This window comes from Brenneria salicis ATCC 15712 = DSM 30166 (genome assembly GCF_003315515.1).
Lineage (GTDB): Bacteria > Pseudomonadota > Gammaproteobacteria > Enterobacterales > Enterobacteriaceae > Brenneria > Brenneria salicis.
Map to the genome: position 1 here is coordinate 58,647 of NZ_QNRY01000010.1, position 15,438 is coordinate 74,084.

A 15,438-nucleotide genomic window follows, 5' to 3' on the forward strand; every position below is an offset into this window, starting at 1 on the left:
ATCCCGACCGGATTGATGTCAATGGCTGAAACCCGCCACCTTCCTGACGCGGATCGAGGCCGCGCCGGATCAGGCTATCCGGCGCGGTGTGATTTTTAGTCGTTATCGCCCAACAGAACCGACTCCAGCGCAATCTCGATCATGTCATTGAACGTGGTCTGACGCTCTTCGGCGGTGGTTTGTTGACCAGAGCGAATATGGTCGGACACCGTGCAGATGGCCAGCGCTTTAGCGCCGAACTCGGCAGCGACGCCGTAGATGCCGGCCGCTTCCATTTCCACCCCGAGGATACCATATTTCTCCATTACATCAAACATTTGCGGATCAGGCGTATAGAACAGATCGGCGGAGAAAAGATTACCGACGCGAACGGCTACGCCCTGTGCTTTCGCCGCATCCACCGCATTACGCACCATGTCGAAATCCGCAATCGCCGCATAGTCATGATCATTAAAGCGCATACGATTCACTTTGGAATCCGTACAGGCGCCCATGCCGATCACCACGTCACGCAGTTTCACATCGCTGCGCACCGCGCCGCAGGAACCCACGCGAATGATTTTCCTGATGCCGAATTCGGTGATCAGTTCTTTGGCGTAGATCGAGCAGGAAGGAATGCCCATGCCGTGTCCCATCACCGATACTTTGCGGCCTTTATACGTTCCGGTGAAACCCAGCATGCCGCGAACATTGTTCACTTCACGGGCCTCTTGCAGAAAGGTTTCCGCAATATATCTGGCGCGCAGCGGATCGCCCGGCATCAGCACTACGTCAGCGAAGTCACCCATTTCAGCATTAATATGTGGCGTTGCCATGCTCTTATTCCTTATTCATCAACATAAAATAAATCCGTCACACCCAACTGATGCGCCGCGTGTCTTACAGTATCGGTTTGCCATGATCCATCGGGGATAAGCCAAAATATTTCGCCGCCGTCTGACCGATGTCCGCAAACGTTTCACGATCTCCGTACCAACCCGGCTTTACCTTCGGCCCGTAAATCAATACCGGCACATGTTCCCGGGTATGTTCAGTGCCATGCCAGGTCGGATCGCAGCCGTGGTCGGCGGTCAGGATCAGCATATCGTCCCCGGTCACGCGCGCGAGCATTTCCGGCAGACGGCGGTCAAACAATTCAAGCGCCGCGGCATAACCCGCGACATCACGACGGTGACCATATGCGGAGTCGAAATCAACGAAGTTGGTGAATACGATGGTGTTGTCTCCCGCCTTATCCATCTCTTTCAGGGTGGCGTCAAACAATGCATCGATACCGGTCGCTTTCACTTTTTGCGTAATACCGACCTGCGCATAAATATCAGCGATTTTCCCCACCGATACCACTTCGCCGCCCCGCTCATCGACCAGTTTTTTTAATAGGGTTGGCGCGGGCGGTTCAACCGCCAGATCGTGCCGGTTGCCGGTACGCTCGAAATGTCCGGGTTTATCGCCGATAAACGGACGCGCAATAACGCGCCCGATGTTATAGCCGCCCTCAGTCAGCGCTGCGCGGGCGATTTCACACAGTTCATACAGTTTTTCCAAACCGAAAGTGTCTTCATGACAGGCAATCTGAAACACGGAATCCGCCGAGGTGTAGAAAATCGGCTTCCCGGTTTTCATATGTTCTTCACCCAGCTTATCCAGAATGACCGTACCGGAAGCGTGACAGTTGCCCAGATAGCCCGGTAAACCGGCGCGTTCGACCAGCAGATCCAACAGTTCCTGGGGGAAGCTGTTTTCTTCATCCCTGAAATAACCCCAGTCGAACAGTACCGGCACCCCGGCGATTTCCCAGTGACCTGACGGCGTATCTTTCCCGGAGGAAATTTCGCTGGCAAACGCATAAGCGCCGATAATGTCGGCCTGCGCATCCAGTCCGGCGGGGAACGTTCCTGTTGAGGCTTGCGCCGCTTTCCCCAGCCCCAATCGACTCAGGTTAGGCAAATGCAACGGCCCTTTACGTCCCTGATCGGCTTTACCTGCCGCACAAGCCTGTGCAATATGGCCCAGCGTATCCGAACCCGCATCGCCAAAACGTTCGGCATCAGCGCTGCAACCAATGCCAAACGAGTCGAGTACCATAATATAGGCACGTTTCATTATTCATCTCCTGCGCTGTCAAGCGCTGCAAACCAAGCCTGATGGCATTGGAAAATATCAATCCTCAGCACTGATTCGGCCATAGACCATCGGGGTGACTGCGGGCGCGACCTCGCCGAGCGTAATGGCGGCGCGAACCGCGGCGGCTGCGGCCTGCCATTGCGCTTCCGTATTCGCGTGGATCACCGCCAGCGGGCGTTGTCGATCCACCCGATCGCCCAGACAAACCACCTCATCCAGCCCCACGCTGTAATCAATCGAATCACTGGTCTGGCGGCGCCCTCCGCCCAATGCCACCACCGCCATGCCCAACGAACGGGTATCCATCGCCGTAACGATGCCGTCATGGTCGGCAAATACCGGTTTACTTAACATCGCAACCGGCAGATAACGCGCATAGCGCTCGACAAAATCCGTCGGGCCGCGTTGTGCGGCGACCATGCGTCCAAATACCTCCGCCGCGTCGCCATTATCCAACACGGTCTGTAAACGGGTACGGGCATCGACTGGCGACGCGGCCAATCCGCCAGCCAGCAGCATCTCTTCGCACAATGCCATCGTAACGGCATAGAGACGCGGATTGCGCTGCTCGCCGGTCAGGAAGCGTACCGCTTCACACACTTCCAACGCATTCCCCGCGCTGGAAGCCAGCACCTGATTCATATCGGTCAACAGCGCGCTGGTCCGGCAACCAGCATTATTGGCGACGCCGACGATAGCCTGAGCCAGTTGTTCGGATTGCGCGTAGGTCGGCATAAACGCGCCAGACCCCACTTTGACATCCATGACCAGCGCATCCAGCCCTTCGGCCAGTTTTTTCGCCAGAATGGACGCGGTGATCAACGGGATAGAATCCACCGTGGCGGTAATATCGCGCGTGGCATAAAACCGTTTATCCGCGGGCGCCAATGAACGGGTCTGGCCGATAATCGCCACGCCGACTTGCTGGATGATTTGGCGAAACGCGCTGTCGTTGGGAAAAATATCCAGACCCGGTATCGATTCCAGTTTGTCGAGCGTGCCGCCGGTATGTCCCAGACCGCGGCCTGAAATCATCGGGACATAACCGCCGCAGGCGGCGACCATCGGCCCCAGCATCAGCGAAGTCACGTCCCCTACGCCGCCGGTTGAATGTTTATCCACCAGCGGGCCGTTGAGGTTCAGCCCTTTCCAGTCAAGCACCGTGCCGGAATCGCGCATCGCCAGCGTCAACGCCACCCGCTCCTCCATCGACATATCGTGGAAATAGATGGTCATGGCCAGCGCCGCGATTTGCCCTTCAGACACCGTGTTATCACGCACGCCATTAATGAAAAAGCGGATCTCTTCGGCATTCAGCGGATTGCCGTCGCGCTTCTTACGAATAATTTCCTGAATCAGAAACAAGGCTTGCACTCCTGCTTAGCGAAAAATGCATGGGCCACGCAATGAAAACCGTCCTACCGTGTACTGCCGCGTGATTAATAGCCGCTCGCCTGTCCTGTTGTCTGATGGCCTAACACCGCCAGCAAATCGGCTAACAAACTGGAGGCTCCGAAGCGGAAACGCTGTGCATTGGCCCAATCCGGCCCCATGATGTCATCAGCCAATTGCAGATAAATGGCAGCGTCTTCGGCGTTGCGAACGCCGCCGGCCGCCTTGAACCCAACCTTATCGCCCACATCTTTGTCGCGGATCACGTTCAGCATAATCGCCGCGCTTTGCGGGGTGGCGTTCACCGGCACCTTGCCGGTGGAGGTTTTAATGAAATCCGCGCCCGCCTCAATAGCGATTTCGCTGGCCTGACGGATCAAGGCTTCCTGCTTCAGTTCACCGGTTTCAATGATGACCTTCAGCAGCACATTGGCCGCCTGACATGCCGCTTTGCAGGCTTTAACCAGCGCGAAACCAGACTGCGCATCGCCCGCCATCAGCGCCCGATAGGGGAATACGACATCCACCTCGTTCGCTCCGTAAGCGATAGCCGCGTTGGTTTCCGCCACGGCAATATCGATATCATCGAAACCATGCGGGAAATTGGTCACGGTGGCAATACGGATATCCGGTGTGCCTTGCTCGCGCAGCACCTTGCGCGCCAGGGGAATAAAACGAGGATAGATGCAGATAGCGGCGGTCTTCCCTGCCGGACTGTTAGCCTGACGACACAGTGCGATCACCTTGTCATCCGTATCGTCATCATTAAGGGTGGTTAAATCCATCAACCCCAGCGCACGCTGTGCCGAGGCAGTTAATGTGGTCATACAATACTCCAACTCGTCAGCCGGTTGAACGGCGGGAAACATCAACGGATATGTTCAATATGAGTACGTTTGGCAAGCGGACTTGGTTCCTTGAAGATAGCGCTCAGGGGAAATCACCTGTCGCGGCCACCGACATCCCTCTCACCGCAAATAGCCTTTCTCTACACCTGATGGCGTTTACCCTGTCAGAAACACGCTGCGTATTTGACCACGCACCATCAGACCTTTTTGTGCTTATATTCACACTTAATGTAAAAACAGTGTAACGAAGTGGGATTATATGTGATTTATCTCACAAATAATGCGGTATTTCATCATTACTGCCTGCATTAATCATAGCGTTTTCTTTCGGTAAACTGCGGCAACAGGACGCAAAAATCGATAAATCAAGAGGAGAAAAAGTCGTGGGATAAGCACGATTTGCAGACAGATATGTCTTCAATACACAGGAAAAGGCCCGTAAAATTAAAGCTACGCCATTCGCCGCCTATCTGGTACTCGCGTCAATCATGCGGAAAAAACTCACTGAACCCTGCTGGTATCTCTATATCCTGAGAACAGCGACAGGCATGCTCTACACGGGCATTACCACAGATGTGGCGCGACGCCTGGCCCAGCATCAGGCAGGAAAAGGGGCGAAGGCGTTACGGGGAAAAGGCGAACTGACGCTGGTCTTTCACTGTCAGGCGGGTAATCGCTCAAGCGCCTCAAAGCTTGAACATCAGGTAAAGCAGTTGAATAAAAGCCAAAAAGAAAGGCTGGTGCAAGACCAGCCTTCGTCATTATCCGCACGCTTCCCTTAAAGAAAGCGTTTAAAGGGCTCAGCATACTCCACCAGTCTGCGCGGCCCCGCCAAAGGATTATCCGACAACGGATAAACCAGAAAAGCGCCTGCACTACCCTCCCAATGGCAATGAAGTTGCTGCTCAATGGCAGGTACAAAACCAAAGCGGGAATAATAGGCGGGGTCGCCCAGCACGACAACGGCGGTGTAACCGAACTCGTTAAGGGCATCCAACCCTTCGTACACCAGTTTTTCGCCCAATCCTTGCCGGCGCAGGCTTTCTTCCACGGCCAGCGGAGCAAGCCCCACCCATTGCTGATCTTCCCCATCGATTAGCACCGGGCTGAATGCGGCGTACCCTACCACGCCCCCTTCATCATCCGTTGCGACAATACCCAACGTCAGTTGCCCATCTTCCCGCAGTTGATGAACCAGATCGGCCTCTGCGCCGGTTGGGAAAACACGACGCAAAAGGCTGTCGATTCCCGCCGCATCAACCGGTATTTCAACACGGACTAACATGAAACGGATGCGTGATCGGCAGTCTGCACCACGCCCTCTTGTAATCCCGCCTCAACAAAGTCAGCCAGTTGCATCAAAGCGATACGCAGCGCGGTCGGCATGGTTTCCAGTTCAATGGCATCCATCAGGTTTTTTACATACAGCCCAAGCTCGGTATCCCCTTCGATACGCAAACGGCGCTGAAAGAACAACGTGTCGGGATCTTCCTTACGCGCCGCAATCAGAATGAGATCGTTGGCATCGGCGCTAAAACTGACGTCCGGCGTTTCCTGATGGCTGACCGCCAGACGGTTATCACGCAACGTCATAAACCATTGCAGACCAATATCGCGAACTTCAATTTTTAACCAGCGCCCTGCCAGAAATTCCAGTTCGCCGTCATCCAGCGCCTGACGAAACTGCCAGCGCAACACCTGCTCCAGAACCAGACGCTGTATAGCAAAAGGAGTGAACTTTAGCGGCTTACCCAACAAGCCTGGCCCTTGACGCACAATCCGCGCCCGTAGTTTTTCCAACACTGGCGTACTCCTCTTAAAGCAAACCAACTTTTCCGATAATCTGGCAGCATTGTGCCACATCAAATAGAACCCGCAGCGGTCTATGTCAATAATTTAATCAGTTATCCACAGATCCTCTATCTATTTCAAGTTGTCCACATCATTAACGGATAAGCTGGTTTAAATCAAAGTATGTCAACATCAGGTTAATTAAGATCCTCTGTCGTTAAAAACATTCATTGACTGATAAAAAAATCGCCGGGATCGGTGCGATTTTCAACGTCGTTTGCGACGGTCCGAAAGGTGACGGACAGGGCGGCCCGTCATAGAAAATATCATCAGTCTGCAAACATCATTGATCGTTTTGGCTGGTTTTTCTCGCCGGAACTTCGATTAATGAAGGAAATGGTATGGAACTGCTTTGTCCCGCCGGCAATCTTCCGGCATTGAAAGCCGCCATTGATAATGGCGCAGATGCGGTCTACATCGGACTGAAAGACGACACCAACGCGCGTCATTTCGCCGGACTGAACTTTACCGATAAAAAGTTGCAGGAAGCGCGTGAATATGTGCAGCGCCACCGCCGTAAACTTCACATCGCCATCAATACTTTTGCTCATCCCGATGGTTACCAGCGCTGGCGGCGCGCGGTGGATATGGCGGCGCAAATCGGCGCTGACGTGTTGATCCTCGCGGATCTCGCCATGCTTGAATATGCTGCGGAACGCTATCCCGGTATTGAACGTCATGTTTCCGTGCAGGCTTCCGCCACTAATACGGAAGCGATTCATTTTTATCAGCGGCATTTTGGCGTATCCCGCGTGGTGTTGCCGCGAGTGCTCTCTATCCATCAGGTAAAACAACTGGCGCGCGCCACAACCGTTCCGCTGGAGGTGTTTGCATTCGGTAGCCTGTGCATCATGGCCGAAGGCCGGTGTTATCTCTCTTCCTACCTGACCGGCGAATCGCCTAACACGGTTGGCGCCTGCTCTCCGGCACGTTTTGTCCGCTGGCAGGATACGCCTCAGGGCATGGAGTCACGGTTGAATAACGTGTTGATCGACCGCTATCAGATGCATGAAAACGCGGGTTACCCTACGTTATGCAAGGGACGTTATCTGGTCGACGGTCAGCGCTATCATGCACTGGAAGAACCCACCAGCCTGAATACGCTGGCGCTATTGCCTGAACTGCTGGCCGCCAATATCGCTTCGGTGAAAATCGAAGGACGTCAGCGCAGTCCGGCCTACGTCAGCCAGATAACCCGCGTCTGGCGGCAGGCGATTGATCGCTGTCAGGCCAATCCTGAAACCTTCAGCCCAACGCAAGAATGGATGGATACGCTGGGCGCGGTGGCGGAAGGCACGCAAACCACCCTGGGCGCGTACCACCGGAAATGGCAGTAGCTGGAGAACATATGAAATATGCATTGGGCGCCATTCTCTACTATTGGCCGAAACAAGATGTGGAAACATTTTATCAGGCAGCCATGGACAGCAGCGCCGATATCATTTACCTCGGAGAGACGGTATGCAGCAAACGCCGCGCAATGAAAGTCAACGACTGGCTGGATCTCGCCAGACAGATTGCGAGCAGCGGCAAACAGGTGGTGATTTCCACACTGGCATTGCTTCAGGCGCCTTCTGAATTGAATGAACTGAAACGTTATGTGGAAAACGGCGAGTTTCTGTTGGAAGCAAACGATCTCGGCGCCGTCAATATGGCAGCCGATCGCCGACTGCCTTTCGTCGCCGGACATGCCCTGAATTGCTACAACGCCTATACGCTGCGTTTACTGCATCAACAGGGCATGGTGCATTGGTGCATGCCAGTGGAACTCTCCCACGACTGGCTGTATAACCTGTTGAACCAGTGTGACGAGCTCGGATTCCGTCATCAATTCGAAGTCGAGGTACTGAGCTACGGACATCTGCCGCTGGCATACTCGGCCCGCTGTTTTACCGCCCGTTCGGAAAACCGGGCCAAAGACGAATGTGAAACCTGTTGCATTAATTATCCACAGGGTCGAAAAGTTCTGTCGCAGGAAAATCAGCCGGTGTTTGTCCTCAACGGGATACAAACGCAAAGCGGCTATTGCTATAACCTGGGTAATGATCTGACTTCGATGCGGGATCTGGTGGACATTGTCCGACTTTCTCCAGACGGCATGGATACTTTGACGATGCTGGATAAATTCCGCGCCAACGAGCGTGGCGAATCTCCCTTGACGCTCACTAATCAGGCAGATTGCAACGGTTACTGGCGGCGCGTCGCAGGATTGGAGTTAATTCAATAGCGTATGGCGTCTAAACGGGTGGAGGCGCTTTTTCCGCCCGTTTTTGCTGGCGGAAAAGTTGTGTCATCGTGCGCAATGGCATAATACTGATAGGCACTCTCATCATTGGCTGGCAAGATATTTTTGCCAGTCGCATCAACAAAGTGAGCTATGTTATGTCCCATCATCCGGTTACGTTTTCCGTTCTTGATCTTGCCCCCGTTCCGCAAGGCGCCAGTCCGCGTCAGGCCTTCCACCACTCGCTGGATCTGGCGCAACATGCTGAAAACTGGGGCTACCATCGCTACTGGCTGGCGGAACACCACAATATGACTGGCATCGCCAGTGCCGCTACTTCCGTGTTGATTGGCTACCTTGCCGCGGGTACGCAGCGTATCCGCCTCGGTTCAGGCGGCATCATGCTGCCCAACCATGCGCCTTTGGTGATTGCGGAGCAGTTCGGCACCCTGGCGTCGCTTTATCCGGGCCGTATCGATCTTGGATTAGGTCGTGCGCCAGGCACCGATCAGCGAACCATGATGGCGCTACGCCGTCATTTGAACGCCGATATTGATGATTTCCCAAGGGATGTGCAGGAACTGCAACGCTACTTTGCGGATGTTCAGCCAGGTCAGGCGGTTCAAGCGGTCCCCGGACAGGGTCTACAGATCCCAATCTGGCTATTGGGGTCAAGCTTATACAGCGCTCAGTTGGCGGCGGCATTGGGATTGCCTTTTGCGTTCGCGGCTCATTTTGCGCCGGATATGTTACTGCAAGCGTTAAACGTATACCGCGAGTCGTTCAAACCGTCCGCGGCCCACCCTAAACCTTACGCGATGGCGTGTATCAATGTGGTTGCCGCCGACAGCAATCGTGATGCCCGCTTTCTCTTTACCTCAATACAACAGCATTTTATCAATCTACGCCGCGGTGCGCCGGGGCCATTACCCGCACCGGTGGAGGATATCGCTGCCATTTGCTCGCCCGCGGAACGATTTGGCGCTGACCAGGCTTTACGTCTGTCAATCGTCGGCGACCAGACAACCGTCAGACACGGTTTACAGAGTTTGCTGCGCGAAACGCAGGTGGATGAATTGATGATCAACGGCCAGATTTTTGATCATCAGGCTCGTTTGCGCTCGTTTGAAATTGCCATGAGCGTGCAACAGGATGTACTGAGATAAAAAAATCCCCCTTCGGTCTGAAGGGGGATTTTTATCAGAAAACCGACTTTCCGCAGCCAGAGAAGTTATTTCTCTGGCGTCATCGCATTACGCATCGGCTGGACGGCGACGTGGAGCACGCTGCGCGGCGGCATCACGGTTGAAAGAACGCTCACGACGCGGAGCGCCATTGCCTTCACGACGTTCACCGCTGAAAGCGCGACGCGGTGCGCCCTCACCACGACCGGCAGGACGGCTGGCGCGACGTTCACCACCTTCACGGCGTTCATGCGCCTGAGCATCACCCAGCAACTGCATATTCATCGGCTTGTTCAGAATACGAGTACGGGTAAAGTGCGACAACAAATCGCCCGGCATGCCTTTTGGCAGTTCGATCGTCGAGTGAGAAGCGAACAGTTTGATGTTGCCAATATAGCGGCTACTGATATCGCCTTCGTTGGCAATCGCTCCCACAATATGACGAACCTCAACACCATCATCGCGGCCCACTTCAATACGATACAGTTCCATATCACCCGCATCACGGCGCTCACGGCGTGGCGGCCGCTCACCGTCGCGGCTGTCGCGTGGTTCACGGCGACGATCGTCACGGCCTGCATCATCACGATCACGGAATTCACGGCGTGGACGACGATCAAATACCGGATCCGGCGGCAGTATCAGCGGACGTTCGCCCTGCGCCATCTTCAATAAGGCGGCGGCCAGCGCTTCGATATCCAGCTCTTCCTGCGGTTGCAATTTAGTCAGCAGCGCACGGTACATATCCAGATCGCTGCTTTCCAACTGTTGCTGTACTTTAGCGGCAAACTTGGCCAACCGGCGCTGCCCCAGCAGTTCCGCATTTGGCAGTTCCACCTCTGGGATCGTGAGTTTCATGGTGCGTTCAATGTTGCAAAGCAGGCGGCGTTCGCGGTTTTCTACAAACAACAGCGCGCGACCGGCGCGACCGGCGCGACCAGTACGACCAATACGGTGCACGTAGGATTCAGAATCCATCGGGATATCGTAGTTGACCACCAGGCTGATACGATCAACATCCAGGCCGCGAGCGGCAACGTCTGTGGCAATCAGGATATCCAGACGACCATCTTTCAAACGCTCCAGCGTTTGTTCACGCAGCGCCTGGTTCATGTCGCCATTCAACGCCGCACTGTTATGACCGCTACGCTCCAGCGCTTCAGCCACTTCCAGCGTCGCGTTTTTGGTACGAACGAAAATAATCGCCGCATCAAAATCTTCAGCTTCCAGGAAACGAACCAGCGCTTCATTTTTGCGAACGCCTTGTACCGTCCAGTAGCTCTGGCTGATATCAGGACGCGTTGTCACACTTGACTGAATGCGGACTTCCTGAGGATCTTTCATGAAACGACGCGTAATACGGCGAATCGCTTCCGGCATGGTGGCGGAAAACAGCGCGGTCTGATGTTCAGCCGGGATCTGGGCCATAATGTTTTCTACATCATCAATAAAGCCCATGCGCAACATTTCATCCGCTTCATCCAACACCAGGCCGCTTAGATTGGATAAATTCAGCGTACCGCGTTTCAGATGATCAAGCAGACGCCCCGGCGTACCGACAACGATCTGAGCGCCACCGCGTAAAGCGCGAAGCTGTACGTCGTAACGTTGGCCGCCATACAGGGCAACTACGCTAACGCCATGCATATGTTTGGCAAAATCATTACAGGCTTCAGCCACCTGTACCGCCAGTTCGCGGGTCGGCGCCAATACCAGCATCTGTGGTGCTTTTAACTCAGGTTTCAAATTATTGAGTAATGGCAGAGCAAAAGCCGCCGTCTTGCCACTGCCGGTCTGTGCCATACCCAGCACATCGCGACCACTCAGCAGGTGAGGGATACATTCAGCCTGAATCGACGAGGGTTTTTCGTAGCCCAGATCGGTCAGGGCATTAATAATCGGAGCAGACAGCCCCAAATCAGCAAAAGAAATTGATAAATCAGTCATGTACACGTGCCTCATTGTATATGGCGGCCAGTCTACATAACTCATCGAGAAAATTTTCAGTCATTTTCATTGAAAAGTGTGAACCGGCTCAAATTGGATTAAAAAGCGAACAAAAAAGCCCTCACCTGTTAAGGCGATAACCGTAGTCTTTTAAGGCTTATATAGTTGTTCGTCAGCTATTGCTGGTCCGATCCTGATAGGTCGTCTTGCTCTTGGCCTAGTAGCGCCAATTCCAACAATGCATAGCGGTGCTCAACAAAATTATGAACGTTGTTGGCAACCGTCAGCTTGAACAGCGCCAAAGCGGTGTTCTTGTCCCCCAGACTTAGGTAGTGCTTACCTAAATAGAAGTCAGTTTCACTGAGATGCTCAGCGAGCGAAGTGTTATCCGTAGCTTCTTCCTGTAGACGCTGCATCAGTGTCTTTTCACTGATACTGCCCAGGTAGAATTCGACAATATTCCATCCCCAAGGCCCTTTCTGCGCACCGTCATAACGTTTCTGCAACGCTACTTTGGCTGTCTCTGGGTTGATTTCTCGCTCCACGAGGTATAGCCACAACGAACGGAAAGGATCATTTGGATCGTCTCGATAAAACGCCAGCAGATCATCCTGCGCTAACAGGTAACGACCGCCATAATACAAAGCGATGCCCCGGTTTAAACGCGCGTAATTGTAAGTTGGATCAAGCTCTAGTACAGAATCAAACGCTTCATAGGCAGCATCAAAATTGCCTGCCTGCGTTAAGTAAATCCCCAGATAGTTAAAAACCTCTGGAATATCAGGGCGGATCGATAACGCTTGTGAAAAATCATTTCGCGCCAACGCTCGTAACCCTAAGCTATCATACAGTACTCCGCGCTCATATAATAGCTGTGCTCGTTCATCATCGGTTAATGCCCGGCTCGCAAAGATCTGTTCCATGCGCGCCAGAATTACTTCCTGCTGCAAAGTAGGCTGTAACGGGATCGCCAATACCGCATTTTTACGCCAATCCGTGTTGCTGCATCCTGCCAGCATAAGTGCTGTTGCAACATAACACCAGCGCAAGAAAGGCTTCATTTCCCACTCCCGAAGACAAACATTGGATGAACATCCTGTCCCGGCCTGCTCAACATAAGGACTTCCCTATCCTTATGATACACGCAGCACCTCGGCGTTAACTGATACGATCCGGTGCAGCAACTGTATAATAGTTATTCTTCCTCAGAAATTGGCGCCGCCACGTCCTGAGACTGAGCATTTGCTTCTTTAATGCTCAGACGCACACGACCCTGGCGATCAACTTCCAATACTTTGACCGGCACTTCCTGCCCCATTTGCAGGTAATCAGTCACTTTCTCTACACGCTTATCAGCGATCTGAGAAATATGCACCAAGCCTTCTTTACCACCACCGATGGCAACAAAAGCACCGAAATCAACGATACGCGTCACTTTGCCCTGATAGACACGGCCAACTTCAATTTCAGCGGTAATTTCTTCAATACGACGAATGGCATGTTTCGCTTTTTCGCCATCTGTAGAAGCAATCTTCACCGTACCGTCATCTTCGATCTCGATAGTCGTACCGGTTTCTTCAGTCAGCGCACGAATAACCGAACCACCTTTACCAATCACATCTTTGATCTTGTCTGTGCTGATCTTGATGGTATGAATACGCGGCGCGAATTCAGAGATATCGCCGCGCGGCGTGCTGATAGCCTGTTCCATCACACCCAGGATGTGCAGACGCGCGCCTTTGGCCTGATTCAAAGCAACCTGCATGATTTCGCGGGTAATCCCCTCGATTTTGATATCCATCTGCAATGCAGTGATACCTTCACGACTACCAGCCACTTTGAAGTCCATATCGCCCAGATGATCTTCATCACCCAGGATATCGGACAGCACCACAAAGTTGTCGCCTTCTTTGACCAGCCCCATGGCAATACCCGCGACAGCCGCTTTAATCGGCACGCCCGCATCCATTAACGCCAGTGAAGCGCCACAGACTGACGCCATGGAAGAAGAACCGTTGGACTCCGTGATTTCAGAAACCACACGCACGGTGTATGGGAATTCATTCGCTTTCGGCATAACCGCCAACACACCACGTTTTGCCAGACGGCCATGACCAATTTCACGACGTTTCGGCGATCCCACCATACCGGTTTCACCGACAGAGTACGGAGGGAAGTTGTAGTGCAACAGGAAACGATCGGTACGTTCGCCGGTCAGTTCATCGATATTTTGCGCGTCACGCTCAGTACCCAATGTCGCGGTAACCAGCGCCTGCGTTTCACCACGGGTGAACAATGCCGAACCGTGGGTACGCGGCAATACGCCGGTACGAACATCCAGACCGCGGATCATGTCTTTCTCACGGCCATCAATACGCGGCTCGCCACGCAGAACACGGCTACGCACCACATCCTTCTCGATGTTGCCAAGAATTTCCTGGATTTCGCCCGCGCTCAACGTTTCATCTTGCGCCAGCAACGCTGCTTCCACTTCCGCCTTGATGACGTCAACCTGCGCATAACGCTCTTGTTTTTCAGTGATGCGATAAGCATCGCCGAGACGCGTTTCAGACAGCGCCTGTACACGCTGGTGTAAATCGGCATTCACTTGCGGCGCATGCCAATCCCACTTCGGTTTGCCCGCTTCAGCAACCAGTGCGTTGATATTTTCAATAACAATCTGCTGCTGTTCGTGACCAAACACCACCGCACCCAGCATCTGATCTTCGCTTAGCAGATCAGCTTCGGATTCAACCATCAGTACCGCGCCTTCAGTACCGGCAACCACCAGGTCCAGACGGCTTTCTTTCAGTTCGTCAGTCGTCGGGTTCAGTACATACTGATCATTCAGGTAACCGACGCGGGCCGCGCCAATGGGACCGCTGAACTGAATACCAGACAGGCTCAGTGCGGCAGACGCGCCTATCATGGCGACAATGTCAGGGTTGACCTGCGGATTGACAGAAACCACGGTAGCGATAACCTGAACTTCATTCAGGAAACCTTCAGGAAACAACGGACGAATCGGACGGTCAATCAGACGGGAAATCAGCGTCTCGCCTTCGCTCGGACGACCTTCACGACGGAAGAAACCGCCTGGGATACGTCCGGCTGCGTATGTGCGCTCCTGATAGTTGACCGTCAGCGGGAAGAAACCCTGACCAGGTTTAGCGTGTTTGGCGCCAACAACGGTAACAAATACCGCAGTATCATCCATGCTTACCATCACAGCGGCGGTAGCCTGGCGAGCCATCATACCGGTTTCTAACGTGACGGTATGTTGACCATATTGAAACTTACGAACGATCGGATTAAGCAAAATAATATCCTTAACTGGGGCATGTCGCATTTATTCAGGATGGACACGCCAGTGAACTCCCGATCTTTGCACTACATCCTCGCGACTAATGACAACCTTTACTCTGCTCATGCAGATAAAGCCTCTCATTAGCCGCGCGAACCTCTGTAATGAAAGATCATAATTTAAAACAGCAATACATTACGCTGTTTTAGCAGAGCTTCCTAGAAGAAAGGGGCCCAAAGAGGCCCCTTCCCACTGAAACTCAGAAGACTTAGCGACGCAGGCCCAGACGTTCAATCAGGCTGGTGTAACGTGCTACATCTTTACGCTTCAGGTAGTCCAGCAGCTTACGACGCTGAGAAACCATACGCAGCAGACCACGACGGCTGTGGTGATCTTTCTTGTGCTCAGCAAAGTGGCCTTGCAGATGGTTGATCTGCGCGGTCAGCAAAGCAACCTGAACTTCCGTGGAACCACTGTCGTTAGTGCCACGACCGAATTCCGCTACGATTTTAGCTTTAGCTTCAACACTTAGAGACATTGTAATACTCCACACATTATAGATAA

General features: G+C 53.3%; 15 protein-coding genes. 4 read left to right on the forward strand and 11 right to left on the reverse strand.

What is annotated here, in order from left to right; translation table 11 throughout:
* Positions 1 to 95 precede the first annotated feature (95 nt).
* From deoD to deoC, 4 genes are all read right to left on the reverse strand, one after another.
* On the reverse strand, positions 96 to 815 hold the full coding sequence (gene deoD, locus DES54_RS06665) for a purine-nucleoside phosphorylase (RefSeq protein WP_113865805.1): 720 nt from the start codon (positions 813 to 815) through the stop codon (positions 96 to 98).
* Between the two features lie 64 nt (positions 816 to 879).
* On the reverse strand, positions 880 to 2,103 hold the full coding sequence (gene deoB, locus DES54_RS06670) for a phosphopentomutase (protein ID WP_113865806.1): 1,224 nt from the start codon (positions 2,101 to 2,103) through the stop codon (positions 880 to 882).
* A gap of 57 nt (positions 2,104 to 2,160) precedes the next feature.
* Positions 2,161 to 3,489 carry a thymidine phosphorylase gene (gene deoA, locus DES54_RS06675; RefSeq protein ID WP_113865807.1) on the reverse strand — a complete coding sequence of 443 codons (1,329 nt, stop codon included), beginning with the start codon at positions 3,487 to 3,489 and terminating at the stop codon, positions 2,161 to 2,163.
* A gap of 74 nt (positions 3,490 to 3,563) precedes the next feature.
* Positions 3,564 to 4,343: a deoxyribose-phosphate aldolase gene (deoC, locus tag DES54_RS06680; RefSeq protein WP_113865808.1), complete on the reverse strand. Its 780-nt coding sequence runs from the start codon at positions 4,341 to 4,343 to the stop codon at positions 3,564 to 3,566.
* A gap of 509 nt (positions 4,344 to 4,852) precedes the next feature.
* Here deoC and DES54_RS06685 point away from each other — a divergent pair.
* Complete coding sequence (locus DES54_RS06685; RefSeq protein ID WP_113865809.1) at positions 4,853 to 5,146, forward strand: GIY-YIG nuclease family protein; 294 nt, start codon at positions 4,853 to 4,855, stop codon at positions 5,144 to 5,146.
* On the opposite strand, the gene DES54_RS06690 is transcribed toward DES54_RS06685, so the two are convergent.
* Together DES54_RS06690 and ubiT are read right to left on the reverse strand one after the other, a co-directional pair.
* A complete protein-coding gene (locus tag DES54_RS06690; protein ID WP_113865810.1) occupies positions 5,143 to 5,649 on the reverse strand; it encodes a GNAT family N-acetyltransferase in 507 nt (168 codons plus the stop codon). The genes DES54_RS06685 and DES54_RS06690 overlap by 4 nt on opposite strands.
* A complete protein-coding gene (ubiT, locus tag DES54_RS06695) occupies positions 5,643 to 6,167 on the reverse strand; it encodes a ubiquinone anaerobic biosynthesis accessory factor UbiT (protein WP_113865811.1) in 525 nt (174 codons plus the stop codon). The genes DES54_RS06690 and ubiT overlap by 7 nt, the downstream gene beginning before the upstream one ends.
* A gap of 389 nt (positions 6,168 to 6,556) precedes the next feature.
* Between ubiT and ubiU the strand changes: the two genes are divergently transcribed.
* From ubiU to DES54_RS06710, 3 genes are all read left to right on the forward strand, one after another.
* Positions 6,557 to 7,552, forward strand: coding sequence for a ubiquinone anaerobic biosynthesis protein UbiU (gene ubiU, locus DES54_RS06700; RefSeq protein ID WP_113865812.1), 996 nt, complete (start codon positions 6,557 to 6,559; stop codon positions 7,550 to 7,552).
* Positions 7,553 to 7,563: 11 nt separating this feature from the next.
* Entirely contained in the window at positions 7,564 to 8,442 is an 879-nt protein-coding gene (locus DES54_RS06705; RefSeq protein ID WP_113865813.1) for a U32 family peptidase, read from the forward strand.
* Between the two features lie 155 nt (positions 8,443 to 8,597).
* Positions 8,598 to 9,605 carry a luciferase-like monooxygenase gene (locus tag DES54_RS06710; RefSeq protein WP_113865834.1) on the forward strand — a complete coding sequence of 336 codons (1,008 nt, stop codon included), beginning with the start codon at positions 8,598 to 8,600 and terminating at the stop codon, positions 9,603 to 9,605.
* A gap of 87 nt (positions 9,606 to 9,692) precedes the next feature.
* Here DES54_RS06710 and DES54_RS06715 read toward each other — a convergent pair whose 3' ends face one another.
* The 5 genes from DES54_RS06715 to rpsO all read right to left on the reverse strand — a co-directional run bounded on the left by DES54_RS06715 (position 9,693) and on the right by rpsO (position 15,412).
* Positions 9,693 to 11,570 (reverse strand): DEAD/DEAH family ATP-dependent RNA helicase, encoded by a 1,878-nt coding sequence (locus DES54_RS06715; protein ID WP_113865814.1) that lies wholly within the window; start codon positions 11,568 to 11,570, stop codon positions 9,693 to 9,695.
* Complete coding sequence (gene yrbN / locus DES54_RS19250) at positions 11,563 to 11,640, reverse strand: protein YrbN (protein ID WP_109054691.1); 78 nt, start codon at positions 11,638 to 11,640, stop codon at positions 11,563 to 11,565. The genes DES54_RS06715 and yrbN overlap by 8 nt, the downstream gene beginning before the upstream one ends.
* 106 nt (positions 11,641 to 11,746) lie before the next feature.
* The gene (gene nlpI, locus DES54_RS06725; protein WP_113865815.1) at positions 11,747 to 12,631 is read right to left on the reverse strand and encodes a lipoprotein NlpI; all 885 of its coding nucleotides are present in this window, start codon (positions 12,629 to 12,631) and stop codon (positions 11,747 to 11,749) included.
* A gap of 134 nt (positions 12,632 to 12,765) precedes the next feature.
* On the reverse strand, positions 12,766 to 14,889 hold the full coding sequence (gene pnp / locus DES54_RS06730; protein ID WP_113865816.1) for a polyribonucleotide nucleotidyltransferase: 2,124 nt from the start codon (positions 14,887 to 14,889) through the stop codon (positions 12,766 to 12,768).
* A gap of 253 nt (positions 14,890 to 15,142) precedes the next feature.
* Positions 15,143 to 15,412 carry a 30S ribosomal protein S15 gene (gene rpsO, locus DES54_RS06740; protein WP_009114440.1) on the reverse strand — a complete coding sequence of 90 codons (270 nt, stop codon included), beginning with the start codon at positions 15,410 to 15,412 and terminating at the stop codon, positions 15,143 to 15,145.
* Positions 15,413 to 15,438: the final 26 nt, after the last annotated feature.

Bases quoted from the DNA above. Each gene is read 5' to 3' on its own strand.
- deoD (WP_113865805.1), bottom strand. From the start codon at position 815: ATGGCAACGCCACATATTAATGCTGAAATGGGTGACTTCGCTGACGTA.
- deoB (WP_113865806.1), bottom strand. From the start codon at position 2,103: ATGAAACGTGCCTATATTATGGTACTCGACTCGTTTGGCATTGGTTGC.
- deoC (WP_113865808.1), bottom strand. From the start codon at position 4,343: ATGACCACATTAACTGCCTCGGCACAGCGTGCGCTGGGGTTGATGGAT.
- DES54_RS06685 (WP_113865809.1), top strand. From the start codon at position 4,853: ATGCGGAAAAAACTCACTGAACCCTGCTGGTATCTCTATATCCTGAGA.
- DES54_RS06690 (WP_113865810.1), bottom strand. From the start codon at position 5,649: ATGTTAGTCCGTGTTGAAATACCGGTTGATGCGGCGGGAATCGACAGC.
- ubiU (WP_113865812.1), top strand. From the start codon at position 6,557: ATGGAACTGCTTTGTCCCGCCGGCAATCTTCCGGCATTGAAAGCCGCC.
- DES54_RS06705 (WP_113865813.1), top strand. From the start codon at position 7,564: ATGAAATATGCATTGGGCGCCATTCTCTACTATTGGCCGAAACAAGAT.
- DES54_RS06710 (WP_113865834.1), top strand. From the start codon at position 8,598: ATGTCCCATCATCCGGTTACGTTTTCCGTTCTTGATCTTGCCCCCGTT.
- DES54_RS06715 (WP_113865814.1), bottom strand. From the start codon at position 11,570: ATGACTGATTTATCAATTTCTTTTGCTGATTTGGGGCTGTCTGCTCCG.
- yrbN (WP_109054691.1), bottom strand. From the start codon at position 11,640: ATGAAAATGACTGAAAATTTTCTCGATGAGTTATGTAGACTGGCCGCC.
- nlpI (WP_113865815.1), bottom strand. From the start codon at position 12,631: ATGAAGCCTTTCTTGCGCTGGTGTTATGTTGCAACAGCACTTATGCTG.
- rpsO (WP_009114440.1), bottom strand. From the start codon at position 15,412: ATGTCTCTAAGTGTTGAAGCTAAAGCTAAAATCGTAGCGGAATTCGGT.